The organism is Mariniflexile sp. HNIBRBA6329 (assembly GCF_043558645.1).
Classification (GTDB): Bacteria; Bacteroidota; Bacteroidia; order Flavobacteriales; family Flavobacteriaceae; genus Mariniflexile.
On the sequence record NZ_JBIFXS010000005.1, the window covers coordinates 125,092 to 139,366 of the forward strand.

Below are 14,275 nucleotides of genomic sequence, written 5' to 3' on the forward strand. Positions count from 1 at the left end.
ATTCTTAACATACTATTTCCAAGTACTGAAAATGCATAAGACTCAAACGTTTTCGCCAATTAATTCAAAAAACAATTCCTGTTGTTTAAACCAAAAACTGAAACAAATCGGGTTTATTGTTAAGATAATCGCCGTAAAAATTACGTTGTTTCATTTTAGCAATTAATGGCTCCAAATCCGATGCCGATTTCAATTGAATTCCTACCACTGCCGAACCATTTTCACGATTGGTTTTCTTCGTATATTGAAAATGTGTGATATCGTCATTGGGACCTAAAATATCAACAACAAATTCTTTTAAAGCCCCTGCTCGTTGCGGAAACAACACAATAAAATAGTGTTTTAAATTAGCGTAAAGTAAAGCGCGTTCTTTTATTTCGGCGGTACGGGTAATATCGTTATTGCTTCCACTCACTACGCAAACTACATTTTTACCTTTAATTTCTTCAGTATAAAAATCCAAAGCCGAAATACTTAAAGCTCCTGCTGGTTCTACCACAATGGCATCTTTGTTATAAAGTTCCAAAATGGTTTCGCATACTTTCCCTTCTGGAACGGTTAACATAGCATACAAATTGGCTTTACATATAGGAAATGTTAAGTCGCCAACACGCTTTACCGCTGCGCCATCAATAAATTTTTCGATAACATCCAACTCGGTATTTTTATTATTTTTTATGGAAACCGACATAGATGGTGCGCCTTCGGGCTCTACGCCAATAATTTTGGTGTTTGGCGATAATTCTTTAAAAACCGTTGACAAACCCGCAGCTAACCCACCGCCACCAACAGCTATAAACACATAATCTATGGGGTCTTTGGTTTGCTCTAAAATTTCCAAAGCTATGGTTGCTTGCCCTTCAATAACTTTCTCATCGTTAAAAGGATGAATAAAGGTTTTCTTTAACTGGTCGCACTCCAACATAGCGGCATGATATGCATCGTCGTAGGTATCGCCAATAAGTTTTATCTCAATAAAATCTTCACCAAACATTTTAACCTGTTCCACTTTTTGGTTAGGCGTTGGTGCAGGCATATAAATAGACCCTTTAATTTTTAATAGTTTACACGACAAGGCAAACCCTTGTGCGTGGTTACCCGCACTGGCACAAACCACACCATTTTGAGATTCTTCTGCAGTAAGAGAACTAATTTTATTGTATGCGCCTCTTATTTTATACGAACGAACTTGTTGCAAGTCTTCACGCTTTAAAAGAATATGCGCATCGAACTGTTTTGAGTGTCTTAGGCTAGGGCTTAAAGGCGTAACTGCCGATACCTTTTTAATGGTATCGGCAGCTACTTTTATATCTTTAATGCTAGGAAAATATGTGTGCATTTCCTTTTTCATAATGTATGTTCATTAGACCTGTCAGGTTTCAAAAACCCAACAGGTCTTATCTATTAAAAACCTTAAACTATTGGCTTCATAGCCGTCATAGACGCTCTTAAGAAAGACCCCACTTTTTCAACTGGATGTTCTCTTAATGCTTTATTTACAGCAATTAATTTAGCATTATCAACCGCTTTACCGTTATCTTTTGCATAGGCTTTTCCAATTACATCGGTATCGATTTTCTTCATGAAATCTGCTAATAATGGCTTACAAGCATGGTCGAATAAATAACAACCATATTCTGCTGTATCAGAAATTACAGAGTTCATTTCGTATAATTTACGTCTTGCAATGGTGTTTGCAATAAGTGGTGTTTCGTGTAACGATTCGTAGTATGCAGATGCATCGATAATTCCAGAATCGGTCATAGCCTCAAACGCTAATTCAACCCCAGCTCTTACCATAGCTACCATTAACACACCGTTATCGTAATACTCTTGTTCAGTAATTTCAACGTTTCCAGCTGGTGTTTTTTCAAAAGCAGTTTCAGCAGTTGCAGCTCTCCATCCTAATAAATCTTTATCATCATTAGCCCAATCTTCCATCATACCGCTAGAAAAACGACCTTCCATAATATCATCCATATGTTTTTGGAACAATGGACGCATGATGTCTTTTAATTCTTCAGAAAGTTCAAACGCTTTAATTTTTGCTGGGTTTGAAAGACGATCCATCATGTTGGTAATTCCACCATATTTAAGACCTTCAGTAACAGTTTCCCAACCGTATTGGATTAATTTTGAAGCATATCCTGGATCGATACCTTTTTCAATCATTTTATCGAAACAAAGAATAGATCCTGTTTGTAACAATCCACAAAGAATGGTTTGCTCACCCATTAAATCAGACTTCACCTCAGCAATAAAAGACGATGCTAAAACACCTGCTCTATCACCACCAGTTGCAGCTGCATACGCTTTTGCCTGCGCCCAACCTTTTCCTTCTGGATCGTTTTCTTCGTGTACCGCGATTAATGTTGGCACACCAAAACCTCTTTTATATTCTTCTCTTACCTCGGTTCCTGGGCATTTTGGCGCCACCATAATAACTGTTAAATCTTCGCGGATTTGAGTTCCTTCTTCAACAATATTGAAACCGTGAGAATAAGATAATGTTGCTCCTTTTTTCATTAAAGGCATTACCGCTTTTACAACGCTTGTATGTTGTTTGTCTGGTGTTAAGTTTAACACTAAATCTGCTGTTGGAATTAACTCTTCGTAAGTACCAACTGTAAATCCATTATTTGTTGCGTTTACATAAGATGTACGTTTTTCTGCAATAGCTTGTGCTCTTAAAGCATAAGAAATATCTAAACCAGAATCTCTCATGTTCAAACCTTGGTTAAGCCCTTGCGCTCCACATCCTACAATTACAATTTTCTTTCCTTTTAAAGCATTTACACCGTCTTCAAACTCTGAAGAGTCCATAAATCTACACTTAGATAGTTGAGTTAATTTATCTCTTAACGATAGTGTGTTAAAATAATTTCCCATTTTTAATTTTAGTTATTATGATTATTGAAGGCCATTAGCACTTCGGTTACTTTCATTTCATCTTTTGTTACTGCAATACGCCCTGCACGAACAAATTGCATAATGCCAAACACGTTTAAATCTCTTCGCAACGATTCGATTTCGTTTCTTCTACCCGATTTTTCAAGCACAAAAAACTCTTTGTTTACGGTAACAATTCTAGCATTACTTTCTTTAATTATATTTTGAATTTGAGGTTCTTCAAATAATAAAGCCGATTTTATTTTGAACATACAAGACTCTGTATAAATAGTGTCTTCATCTTTATGATAATATGCTTTTATAACCTCTACTTGTTTTTCAAACTGACCTATAATTTTTTTAGCTTGAGATTCTGTAATGTTTACCACAATTACAAAACGATTTACACCATCAATTTCCGATTGCGATGTTGTTAAGCTTTCAATATTTATATGTCTGCGTTGAAAAATAGCGGATATACGATTTAACAAACCGATGTTATTTTCGGTATAAATTGAAATCGTGAATGTTTTTATTTCTTCGTTCATTTTTAAAAGATGTTAGATAAAAGATGTTAGATTATAGACTATATTTAATTTATCTATACTCACTAATGCATCTCTATTCTTTTGTCTATATTCTATTTTTTATTTAGCTTAAACGTATATCTGAAACCGACGCTCCCGCAGGTATCATTGGAAATACATTATCTTCTTTTTCTACACAAACTTCCAAGAAATACGACTCTTTTGATGCCATCATTTCTTTAATAGCTTCTGCCAATTCTTCACGTTTTGTTACACGTTTCCCTTCTATATAATAGCCTTTTGCAATGGTTACAAAATCTGGGTTTGTCATTTCGGTAGATGCATAGCGCTTATCGAAAAACAATTGTTGCCACTGGCGCACCATTCCTAAAAATTCGTTATTCAATACCACTATTTTAACAGCGGCTTTTTGCTGAAAAATAGTGCCCAATTCTTGAATGTTCATTTGGTAACCACCATCTCCAATAATTGCAACCACTTCTCTATCGGGCGCTGCCATTTTAGCCCCAATAGCCGCTGGTAATGCAAAGCCCATAGTACCTAAACCTCCAGAAGTAATATTGCTTTTAGTAGTTGTAAACTCAGCGTATCTACAAGCAATCATTTGATGTTGACCAACATCAGATACAATTGCTGCATTCCCTTTAGACTCAATATTTATTTGTCTAAGAACTTCACCCATGGTTAAACCTTCCTTGGTTGGGGTAATATCGTCTTTTATTACTTTTTCAAATTCAATAGCATATAAATCTTCGAATTTCTGTAACCAATCAGCATGTTTGTTTTCATTCAAAAGGGGCAATAATTTAGCTAAACTATCTTTTGAATCGCCTATAACCGCCACATCTGTTTTTACGTTTTTATCTATTTCAGCAGGATCTATATCAAAATGAATAATTTTAGCTTGCTTTGCATAGGTATTTAAACTACCCGTTACGCGGTCGTCAAAACGCATTCCAATCGCAATAAGCACATCGCACTCATTGGTTAACACATTGGGCGCATAATTTCCATGCATACCCACCATACCCACATTTAATGGATGTGAAGTCGGTAACGCCGAAGCCCCTAAAATAGTCCACGCTGCTGGAATACCTGCTTTTTCAATAATAGCTTTTAATTCGTTTTCTGCTTGACCTAAAATAACTCCTTGCCCCCAAACGATAAGCGGTTTTTTTGCTGAATTGATCAATTCCGCTGCTGCAGTAAGTGTTTCAGGATTTGTTTTAGGCACCGGTGTATAACTTCTAACTCCAGTACATTTTTCATATTTAAAATCCAACTCACTTACTTGTGCATCTTTAGTGATATCTATCAATACAGGTCCTGGACGTCCGCTTTTTGCGATGTAGAACGCTTTCGCTAAAACTTCAGGTATATCTGCCGCTTTAGTGATTTGATGGTTCCACTTCGTTACAGGTGTAGAAATACCAATAATATCGGTTTCTTGAAACGCATCCGTTCCCAATAAATGTGAAAACACTTGACCCGTAATACACACTATGGGAGTAGAATCTATTTGTGCATCGGCAATTCCTGTAATAAGGTTTGTTGCTCCTGGACCCGATGTAGCCATAGCCACACCAACACGACCAGAAATACGCGCATAACCTTGCGCCGCATGTGCAGCACCTTGTTCGTGGCGCGTTAATACGTGATGAATCTGGTCTTTAAATTTATATAATTCATCATAAACTGGCATAATAGCACCTCCTGGATATCCATAAAGAATATCAACTCCTTCGGCTAATAGGCATCTTATGATGGCTTCACTTCCTGTAATACGTATGGTTTCTTGTGCCACTTCTTGTTTTTTATTTGCTGTTTGTGTGTTCATGTTTATCTTATTTTAACCCTTCGACAAGTTTGCACTTGTTCCTTTGAAATAAAAAATATTTTATTTCAGGTATTTCCGGGGTGACATGAGATTCCTGCCTTCGCAGGAATTAAAATGCATCGGTAACACATCCTTTTGATGCTGAAGCTACCGATCGTGCATATTTATACAATATTCCTTTTTTATGTTTTAATTCAGGTTGTACCCATTTAGATTTTCTTTCTGCTAATTCTTCATCTGAAAGCAGTACGTTAATGGTATTGTCTTCAGCACTAATTCTAATGATATCGCCAGTTTTTAACAACCCAATAGTACCACCTTCTTGTGCTTCTGGTGTAATGTGACCTACCACAAACCCGTGTGTTCCTCCAGAAAAACGTCCATCTGTAATTAAAGCAACCGATTTTCCTAAACCTGCACCCATAATCAAAGAAGTTGGTTTTAACATTTCTGGCATACCTGGACCACCTTTAGGCCCCACATAACGGATGACGACAACATCACCTTTTGCCACTTCTCCATTAGAGATACCTGTATTTGCTGCTTGTTCGCCATCATACACCACCGCTTTTCCTTCAAAAAGCAATCCTTCATTTCCTGAAATTTTTGCTACAGCACCTTCTTCCGCAAGGTTTCCATAAAGAATTTGAAGGTTTCCTGAAGATTTTAATGCTTTGTCTTTTGGATAAATAACGTCTTGGTCGTTTTCAAAAACAAGTGGTTCTACATCTTTTAAGTTTTCCGCTAATGTTTTTCCGGTAACAGTCATACAATCGCCATGTAAATAACCATTATCCAATAAATATTTCATTACGGCAGGTGTTCCACCAATACCGTGAACATCTTCCATTAAATATTTTCCACTTGGTTTTAAGTCGGCTATCAAAGGCGTTCTATCACTTACACGTTGAAAATCTTCTAAAGTGAATTCAATATCAGCAGCATGTGCAATAGCTAAAAAGTGTAATACAGCGTTTGTTGAACCACCTAAAGCATTTACCAATGCAATGGCATTTTCAATCGATTTTTTTGAAATAATATCCAATGGTTTTAAATCCAATTCCAAAAGATTTTTGATAGCTATTGCAGTTCTTTCTGCTTCTGATAATTTATTTGGATTTTCAGCAGGAATAGAAGAGTTATAAGGTAGCGCAAAGCCCATACATTCTATAGCCGAAGCCATGGTATTTGCGGTGTACATACCTCCACAAGCTCCTGCTCCTGGAATAGCGCTTTTTATAATTTCTCTATATTCTTCTTCACCAATTTCACCAGCTACTTTTTGCCCTAAAGCTTCAAAAGCTGACACAATATTCAATTTTCTTCCTTTATATTTTCCTGATGCAATAGTACCACCATACATCATGATGGATGGACGATTCAAACGCAACATAGCAATTACGGCACCTGGCATGTTTTTATCGCATCCTACAACGGAAACAAGCGCATCATAACTTTGAGCTTGCATAACCGTTTCAATAGAGTCCGCAATAATATCTCTAGAAGCCAAAGAATAATTCATCCCCGAAGTTCCCATAGAAATACCATCACTAACGCCAATAGTATTAAACCCTAAGCCTACTAAACCAGCAATTTTACATTCAATTTTAACCTCAGCAGCCAAACCATTTAAGTGCATGTTACATGGGTTGCCATCATAACCTGTACTTGCTATACCTACTTGGGCTTTTTGCATGTCTTCATCGGTTAAACCTACGGCATATAACATAGCTTGTGAAGCCGGTTGAGACACATCTTGTGTTAATCTACTACTGTGTTTATTAAGTTTACTCATTTTTATATGGATAATTTTATGCTTTTTCTTAATTCTATATTAATCTTTCAAAGATTTTATGATTTTCATTAAAACTCTTCAATCTCCTAAATTAATGCTCGAAATTAATTTATTAGGATTTTATAGAGGCTATTCTTTATTAATTGAGGTTAAATCCATTGCATTTAAAAATAATTTAATTAGCTATATATCAGTACATTAAACATTTTTTTTTATGATGTTCAAAACACCCAAAATATTCAATAAAAAAACCTTCCATTTACGGAAGGCTTTTAATATTTACTATAATTTATAAATAAGCCTTCCTATCGATGCGAAATAATCACAACGACATTGACAGAAATGCTATTTAATATTTGTTTATTCATCTTTTATGAAAGGCAAATATTTAAAATTAAAATGTAACATCCAATTTATTAGTTAAAAAAGTAAAAAACAATTTGCGTTTCCTTTTATTTTTTTACTTTTGCGCCATAAATAATAGAGGAAAGATTTGACTGATTGCAACCTCTTTATGCCAAAAAATTTGGTATAAGTAAAAATGCTAAAGGCAGTGCAAACTTCCTTCGACGTTATCGTCAAATCTCCCGCATAATATATATAGTTAAATGGCCTATTTATTTACTTCTGAAAGTGTTTCCGAAGGACACCCAGACAAAGTAGCAGATCAAATTAGTGATGCTTTAATTGACAATTTTTTAGCTTTTGATAAAGATTCGAAAGTAGCATGTGAAACACTTGTGACCACAGGACAAGTGATTCTTGCTGGTGAGGTAAAATCACACACCTATCTAGATGTTCAAAAAATTGCGCGTGATACCATAAACAAAATTGGGTACACCAAAGGCGAATACATGTTTGATGGCAATTCTTGTGGGGTACTTTCGGCCATACACGAGCAGTCGGATGATATAAACCGTGGTGTAGACCGTGCTACCAAAGAGCAACAAGGTGCTGGCGACCAAGGGATGATGTTTGGTTACGCAACCAACGAAACCGAAAATTTTATGCCGTTGGCTTTAGATTTATCGCATAGAATATTGATTGAGCTTGCTGAATTACGCAGAGAAAATAAAGAAATCACCTATTTAAGACCCGATTCTAAAAGTCAGGTTACCATTGAATATAGCGATGATAACATTCCGCAACGCATTGATGCCATAGTGGTTTCTACACAACACGACGATTTTGCCGATGATGATACCATGCTTGCAAAAATTAGAAAAGATATTGTTGACATTTTAATACCGCGCGTGGTTGCAAAATTACCAGAGAACTTGCAAACCTTGTTCAATAGCGGTATAAAATACCACATCAACCCAACAGGCAAGTTTGTAATTGGTGGTCCACATGGCGATACGGGGTTAACAGGACGTAAAATTATTGTAGATACTTACGGTGGAAAAGGTGCTCATGGTGGTGGTGCATTTTCTGGAAAAGACCCAAGTAAAGTAGATAGAAGTGCTGCTTACGCTACCAGACATATTGCTAAAAACTTAGTAGCTGCAGGTGTTGCCGATGAAGTTTTGGTACAAGTAAGTTACGCTATTGGGGTTGTAGAACCTATGGGTATTTTTATTAATACTTACGGTACTTGTCCTTTTAATATGACGGATGGCGAAATTGCCGAAATAGTTTCAAACGTATTTGATATGCGCCCATTTGCCATTGAAGAACGTTTAAAACTACGTGCGCCCATTTACAGCGAAACTGCTGCTTATGGACATATGGGACGTAAAAACGAAACAGTTACCAAAACATTTAGTCAACCAAATGGTGAAACAACAACTTTAGATGTTGAATTATTTACTTGGGAAAAATTAGATTATGTTGATAAAGTTAAAGTTGCTTTTAGCTTGTAACTTTTAAGTGTAATATTCTTTGGAAAAGACTGTCTTTAAGATGGTCTTTTTTGTATATGGCAATGTATTGTCCTAAAATAAGGCTACATAAACCATAAGTCTTAAAATGATTAAGCTAAATGTCCAAGTTTTTCCCAATAGCACTATTCTTAAAGAGTATTTTACTTACTCAAGAAGCTCCTGTCGCCACTATTTTTAGAAAATGGTTTAAATAGAACTTTCCAATGGGTAATTCCTTTTTATTAATTTCAACCAATTCGTGTGTATACGATTTAATCTTTTTAATAGGAACAATGAACGATCTGTGAATACGGACAAATTCACTTTTATCGATCATAGATTCGATGGAAGATATGGTCTGTCTGCATAAGTACATTTTCTCTTGGGTGAATATTTTTATATAATCTTTATCGCTCTCAATGTAAAGGATCTCATCTAGAACAATTCTTACTTGTTTTCTATCTATGCGAAGGTAGATGGAGTCGATTCCGGATTTTCTTTCCATTTCAAAAGACTCGTTGGTAAGCAGAACATTTTCTAAACCAGGCAAGGCCTTATTCACAGCCTTTAAAAAGCGATCAAAACGTATGGGTTTCAACAGATAATCCACAGCATCCAACTCAAACCCATCCCAAGCATATTCTTTATAAGCAGTGGTAAAAATTACTTTTGGTGGATTTTTAATGGATTGTACCAATTCAGTGCCCAGTAGTTCCGGCATCCTAATATCCAAAAAAAGAATATCAACCTCATTCGTTTGAAGAAATAAATAGGCATCTATAGCATTGCTGCATTCTCCCACTAAATGTAAAACGGGCAATTTATTACAATAGCGCCGTAGCACATCTCTTGCTAATGGTTCGTCGTCTACAATGAGACATTTGGGCTTAATGACTTCATGTGTTTTCATACGTCTGCTGGGGTTCTATTACTGAATTAGTATTCACCGAATCCTTATTATCTAATTCAATTTGGAGATTAACAATATAGACATCAAGGTTTTCATTAATTTCTAAAGTATGTTTATTTGGGTATATGAGTTCTAATCTTCGCCTTACATTCTCAATTCCAGTTCCTTTTCTGTATCGGACAGATGCCTCTTTGTTTTTTTTGCCATTCATTAATTTTATTGAAAATGTATGTCCATGAAATTCAGATTTTATATTGATCCAAGGATGATCTATCATTTTACTTGCACCATGCTTAAAACAGTTTTCTACCAAGGGGAGTAAAAGTAATGGTGCTATAGTAATGTCCCTAACATTATTTGGAAATGAATAATGCAAATCAAGTTTATTGTCATACCTTATTTGTTCCAAATTAAGGTAATCAACGATCATTTGTAGTTCATTTTCCAAGGAAACTTTGACTTTCTTGCCTTCATCTAAGATATAGCGAAGGATATGTGAAAGCTCCAATATCATTTTGGCACTTCTTGGGGATTCTTCCTGTGCTTGCGAATAAATATTGTTCAAGGTATTAAACATGAAATGAGGTTGCACCTGAGCCATTAAAAGACGTAGTTGTGCTTGTGAGTTTTCTTGTTGTAACTGTTGATTGCGTAAGGTTTTTAAATAATAATGCTTAAACATTTTAAAACTGGACGATATTGAAACTGCAGTTATTGAGCCTAATATGCTTCCTAAATACGCATAAAATAATTTTTCTGTAAACGTGGTTGTGGTTAGGAATAATTTAGCGTTAGGAATCCAGATTATTTTGGCCCAAGGAATATAAATTAGATAGAGAGCATTAACCGTCATGGCCACAAAATAGAACACGATGAACCAAAATAAGGCAAGAATATATTTTTGCTTAAAAACAAATTTTGGAAGTATAAAATATAAGGCAGGATAAACCAAAAACATTTGAGGAAAAAGGAAAAAGAATGTTTCTACTGAAGTTTTCCAAAAATTGGGAAATTGTCCTGTGTTCATATAAGAGACAGGATTAAGGTAGCGTGTCATAGTAAAATAACCACCCCATAAAAACCAAAAAAACAAATGCCGTCCAAGCCGATACCATTTCTTATCCGAAAGTATAAATTCCTTTATTGACATATATACCCTTATTTTTTATAAATGTATACAATTAAACACCAGATCTGTGTTTTTAGCTACAAAAATGAATCATTTCGAGACATACATCAAAAAAAACACGATGAAAGCATTTAGTCCTAATTTTTTTTGACTTTATCGCTGTTGGTTACCATTACGTCGCTAATAAAATTTTGAAACGGATGTAAATATTAAATTTATAAATATTCTCTTTGTAACCTATTAAAAAACAAATAGATATGAAAAATAAAATACTTATTGGTTTTTTCTTTTCTAGATATTTTACTTTAACTGCATTGATAGTTGGTTCACTGGATGGCAATACACAAATTATCTATACCGATATAGAACCAGATTATGTAAGTGAAAATGTAGGTGATTATTACAACCTGGATTTAAACAATGATGGTATTGTAGATTTTACTCTGAAGTCACTTTATTTAACCAATGGAACATTTTTGGAGATCAGTTCACCACATGGTGATAATACCTTCATTGCGGTTTTTCCATGGGAAGTTGCCATCGTTAAGCCACTGGAAAATGGCGATGAAGTTTTCAATCTTACTGGCCTAATAAATCATGAGCCATTTGGGTATTTAGGTGCAGAAGGATGTTGGGGAGGAGATGGATCATTCTGTCCTTATAATTGGCAGGGAAATACCGACAAATACCTCGGTTTAGGGTTTCTTATCAACGGTCAATCATATTATGGGTGGGCAAGACTGAACGTTACAAGCGCCTCCCAATGGGTTATTAAGGATTACGCCTATAACGCAACAAAAGATGAACCTATACAAGCAGGTCAAAAGGTTTTGGGTTTGGAAGAATCTAATCTTCAAAAAATTAAAGTAATTGTGTCCAACGGACAAATCTCAATATTAAACCTTCCTGATAGCATAAAATATAATTTGTATACACTAAACGGACAAAAAATAGGTCATGGGGATTTGGGACAGAGCAATAGTGATATAAATGTTCAAAATCTGATTTCTGGAATATATTTTATTGAATTGTCAACGAATGATTCCAATTCAATTATTACCAAGAAATTTATAATTCCTTGATGAAATTTTAATAAAGACCATCAAGAGAATTATCTAAACACCAAATTTTTGAAGCATGGCTTCCGGTGTCGTGGGGTTAAAATTTATTGTTCGAATATTAAAGTGAAACATTAAAAATCAATGTTATGAAAAGCAAATTACTCAACATTATTCAACCCAAAAAATGGACTGTTTTGGTTGTTGTATACTTAAACACTATTAACACTCCAGCACAAATTATTTATACTGATATAGAACCTGATTATAAAAGTGAAAATATTGGTGATTTTTACAACCTGGACTTAAACAATGATGGTATTATAGATTTTACTTTGAAGTCGGATGATGGTTTACCTTATCAAATTTCGGCAGAGCCAAATCAAGAAACCAATCGTGTTAACGCCATTATAGGTATGGGTATAGAGTTATCTTATTACGTATTAACTCTACCATTAGATGAAGGCAGCATACTTTCTTCGGTAAACCCTAATCAGTTTCATCCAGGTTATGGGATTATGCTTTCTTCACAAGATTGTAGTTCTGATCCAGATTGGTGCTATATTCTATGGGGAGGTAAGACTGACAAATACCTAGGGCTACGTTTTCTTATCAATGGGCAGACGCATTACGGATGGGCAAGATTGGATGTTACTAGCAATACCCAATGGATCATAAAAGATTATGCCTATAATGCGACACCTAATGAGCCAATACACACAGGTCAGATGGTTTTGGGTTTGGAAGAATCCAATCTTCAAAAAATTAAAGCAATTGTGTCCAACGGACAAATCTCAATATTAAACCTTACAAATCGCATAAAATTCAATTTGTATACTATAAACGGAAAAAAAATAAGTCATGGGGATTTGGGACAGGGCAATAGTGATATAAATGTTCAGAATCTGATTTCTGGAATATATTTTATTGAATTGTCAACGAATGATTCCAATTCAATTATTACCAAGAAATTTATAATTCCTTGACGAAATTTTAATAAACACCATCAAGAGAATTATCTAAAAACCAAATTTTTGAAGCGTGGTTTCCAGAGTTGTGGAGTTAAAATTTATTGTTCGGATATTAAAGCGAAACATTAAAAATCAATGTCATGAAAAGCAAATTACTCAACATTTTTCAACCCAAAAAATGGATTGTTTTGGTTATTGTGTGCTTAAACACTATTAGTAATCCAGCACAAATTGTATACAATGATATAGAACCGGATTTTACCAGCGAAAATCTTGAGGATTATTATGATTTGGATTTAAATAATGATAAAATTGTTGATTATGTTTTGTATTCGTTTACCAATGAAACTTGGAAATTTCTTGTAATATCCAGTTTTGAAAATAGCGTGAATCAGATTATAGCAATTTCCCCGTGGTATACATATGCAGTTCCTTTAGAAAGCAATAAAGAAATTTTCAATCTTTCAGGTTATGGAAATGGTGAAAATTATAAACCTTCTGGGATTATAAGTTTAGAAGCATGCTATGGGACAGATTGTTATTATGACGACTATGATTGGAAAGACAAAAGCGACAGATACCTTGGTTTACGTTTTCTTATTAATGGGCTAACACATTATGGCTGGGCAAGATTGGAGGTTACAAGCCCTTACCAATGGATCATTAAGGATTATGCTTATAATGAGACACCTAATGAGCCCATATTTGCAGGTCAAATGGTTTTGGATTTGGAGGAATCATATATTAAAAATGTTAAAGTAATTGTTTCCAATGGACAAATCTCAATATTATACCTCCCAAATCGTACAAAATACAATTTGTATACACTAAACGGACAAAAAATAGGCCATGGGGATTTAGAACAGGGCCATGACCAAATAAATGCTTTGAATCTCTCATCTGGGCTTTATTTGATTGAACTTATAGATAAAAAATCCATCTCTTCCACTAAATTGAAAATTATCATTCCCTAATATGATTTTAATAAAAACATATATCCTATAACATAAAAACTACATTAATAGGGTAGATAAGCATAGTTAATTGGTTTTTGCAAAATTTATTCGCCTGAACATTCAACATAATTTAATGTTGGATTTTAGTTCAAAAAACAAATGGCGATGTATTTCCTAACAAAAAAAAAGTATATATTTAATCAATTCTTGACATAGTGAAGGCATTATATTGATATTTATTGAAAGCAAAGCCTCAAAAGACAAGGAGAGTGTACCCCAAATAGAATGTTGTTTTGAATTAAATTCATTGAAATATTCAA

At 34.7% G+C, this 14,275-nt stretch carries 11 protein-coding genes; 4 read left to right on the forward strand and 7 right to left on the reverse strand.

Features of this window, described 5'->3' with window-relative positions; all coding sequences use genetic code 11:
- Nucleotides 1-85: 85 nt before the first annotated feature.
- The 5 genes from ilvA to ilvD all read right to left on the reverse strand — a co-directional run bounded on the left by ilvA (nt 86) and on the right by ilvD (nt 7,069).
- A complete protein-coding gene (gene ilvA, locus ACGK9U_RS08605; RefSeq protein WP_394465962.1) occupies nt 86-1,351 on the reverse strand; it encodes a threonine ammonia-lyase IlvA in 1,266 nt (421 codons plus the stop codon).
- 62 nt (nt 1,352-1,413) lie between these two features.
- Entirely contained in the window at nt 1,414-2,889 is a 1,476-nt protein-coding gene (ilvC, locus tag ACGK9U_RS08610) for a ketol-acid reductoisomerase (protein ID WP_394465963.1), read from the reverse strand.
- A gap of 8 nt (nt 2,890-2,897) precedes the next feature.
- Nucleotides 2,898-3,437 (reverse strand): acetolactate synthase small subunit, encoded by a 540-nt coding sequence (ilvN, locus tag ACGK9U_RS08615; RefSeq protein ID WP_394465964.1) that lies wholly within the window; start codon nt 3,435-3,437, stop codon nt 2,898-2,900.
- Nucleotides 3,438-3,540: 103 nt separating this feature from the next.
- On the reverse strand, nt 3,541-5,274 hold the full coding sequence (gene ilvB, locus ACGK9U_RS08620; protein ID WP_394465965.1) for a biosynthetic-type acetolactate synthase large subunit: 1,734 nt from the start codon (nt 5,272-5,274) through the stop codon (nt 3,541-3,543).
- A 109-nt stretch (nt 5,275-5,383) separates the two neighbouring features.
- On the reverse strand, nt 5,384-7,069 hold the full coding sequence (ilvD, locus tag ACGK9U_RS08625) for a dihydroxy-acid dehydratase (protein WP_394465966.1): 1,686 nt from the start codon (nt 7,067-7,069) through the stop codon (nt 5,384-5,386).
- 608 nt (nt 7,070-7,677) lie between these two features.
- Between ilvD and metK the strand changes: the two genes are divergently transcribed.
- Nucleotides 7,678-8,931 carry a methionine adenosyltransferase gene (gene metK / locus ACGK9U_RS08630; protein ID WP_394465967.1) on the forward strand — a complete coding sequence of 418 codons (1,254 nt, stop codon included), beginning with the start codon at nt 7,678-7,680 and terminating at the stop codon, nt 8,929-8,931.
- Between the two features lie 169 nt (nt 8,932-9,100).
- On the opposite strand, the gene ACGK9U_RS08635 is transcribed toward metK, so the two are convergent.
- Nucleotides 9,101-9,841, reverse strand: coding sequence for a LytR/AlgR family response regulator transcription factor (locus ACGK9U_RS08635; RefSeq protein ID WP_394465968.1), 741 nt, complete (start codon nt 9,839-9,841; stop codon nt 9,101-9,103).
- Nucleotides 9,828-10,991 carry a sensor histidine kinase gene (locus ACGK9U_RS08640; RefSeq protein WP_394465969.1) on the reverse strand — a complete coding sequence of 388 codons (1,164 nt, stop codon included), beginning with the start codon at nt 10,989-10,991 and terminating at the stop codon, nt 9,828-9,830. Before ACGK9U_RS08640 ends, ACGK9U_RS08635 begins: the two co-directional genes overlap by 14 nt.
- Before the next feature lie 236 nt (nt 10,992-11,227).
- Between ACGK9U_RS08640 and ACGK9U_RS08645 the strand changes: the two genes are divergently transcribed.
- The 3 genes from ACGK9U_RS08645 (at nt 11,228) to ACGK9U_RS08655 (ending at nt 13,973) form a co-directional block, all read left to right on the forward strand.
- A complete protein-coding gene (locus ACGK9U_RS08645) occupies nt 11,228-12,052 on the forward strand; it encodes a T9SS type A sorting domain-containing protein (RefSeq protein WP_394465970.1) in 825 nt (274 codons plus the stop codon).
- Between the two features lie 125 nt (nt 12,053-12,177).
- A complete protein-coding gene (locus ACGK9U_RS08650; RefSeq protein ID WP_394465971.1) occupies nt 12,178-13,014 on the forward strand; it encodes a T9SS type A sorting domain-containing protein in 837 nt (278 codons plus the stop codon).
- Between the two features lie 125 nt (nt 13,015-13,139).
- On the forward strand, nt 13,140-13,973 hold the full coding sequence (locus ACGK9U_RS08655; RefSeq protein ID WP_394465972.1) for a T9SS type A sorting domain-containing protein: 834 nt from the start codon (nt 13,140-13,142) through the stop codon (nt 13,971-13,973).
- Nucleotides 13,974-14,275: the final 302 nt, after the last annotated feature.

What these genes read in the sequence shown, in the direction of transcription:
- ilvA (WP_394465962.1), bottom strand. Translation starts at nt 1,351, where the DNA reads ATGAAAAAGGAAATGCACACATATTTTCCTAGCATTAAAGATATAAAA.
- ACGK9U_RS08655 (WP_394465972.1), top strand. Translation starts at nt 13,140, where the DNA reads ATGAAAAGCAAATTACTCAACATTTTTCAACCCAAAAAATGGATTGTT.
- ilvC (WP_394465963.1), bottom strand. Translation starts at nt 2,889, where the DNA reads ATGGGAAATTATTTTAACACACTATCGTTAAGAGATAAATTAACTCAA.
- ACGK9U_RS08640 (WP_394465969.1), bottom strand. Translation starts at nt 10,991, where the DNA reads ATGTCAATAAAGGAATTTATACTTTCGGATAAGAAATGGTATCGGCTT.
- metK (WP_394465967.1), top strand. Translation starts at nt 7,678, where the DNA reads ATGGCCTATTTATTTACTTCTGAAAGTGTTTCCGAAGGACACCCAGAC.
- ilvD (WP_394465966.1), bottom strand. Translation starts at nt 7,069, where the DNA reads ATGAGTAAACTTAATAAACACAGTAGTAGATTAACACAAGATGTGTCT.
- ilvN (WP_394465964.1), bottom strand. Translation starts at nt 3,437, where the DNA reads ATGAACGAAGAAATAAAAACATTCACGATTTCAATTTATACCGAAAAT.
- ilvB (WP_394465965.1), bottom strand. Translation starts at nt 5,274, where the DNA reads ATGAACACACAAACAGCAAATAAAAAACAAGAAGTGGCACAAGAAACC.
- ACGK9U_RS08635 (WP_394465968.1), bottom strand. Translation starts at nt 9,841, where the DNA reads ATGAAAACACATGAAGTCATTAAGCCCAAATGTCTCATTGTAGACGAC.
- ACGK9U_RS08650 (WP_394465971.1), top strand. Translation starts at nt 12,178, where the DNA reads ATGAAAAGCAAATTACTCAACATTATTCAACCCAAAAAATGGACTGTT.
- ACGK9U_RS08645 (WP_394465970.1), top strand. Translation starts at nt 11,228, where the DNA reads ATGAAAAATAAAATACTTATTGGTTTTTTCTTTTCTAGATATTTTACT.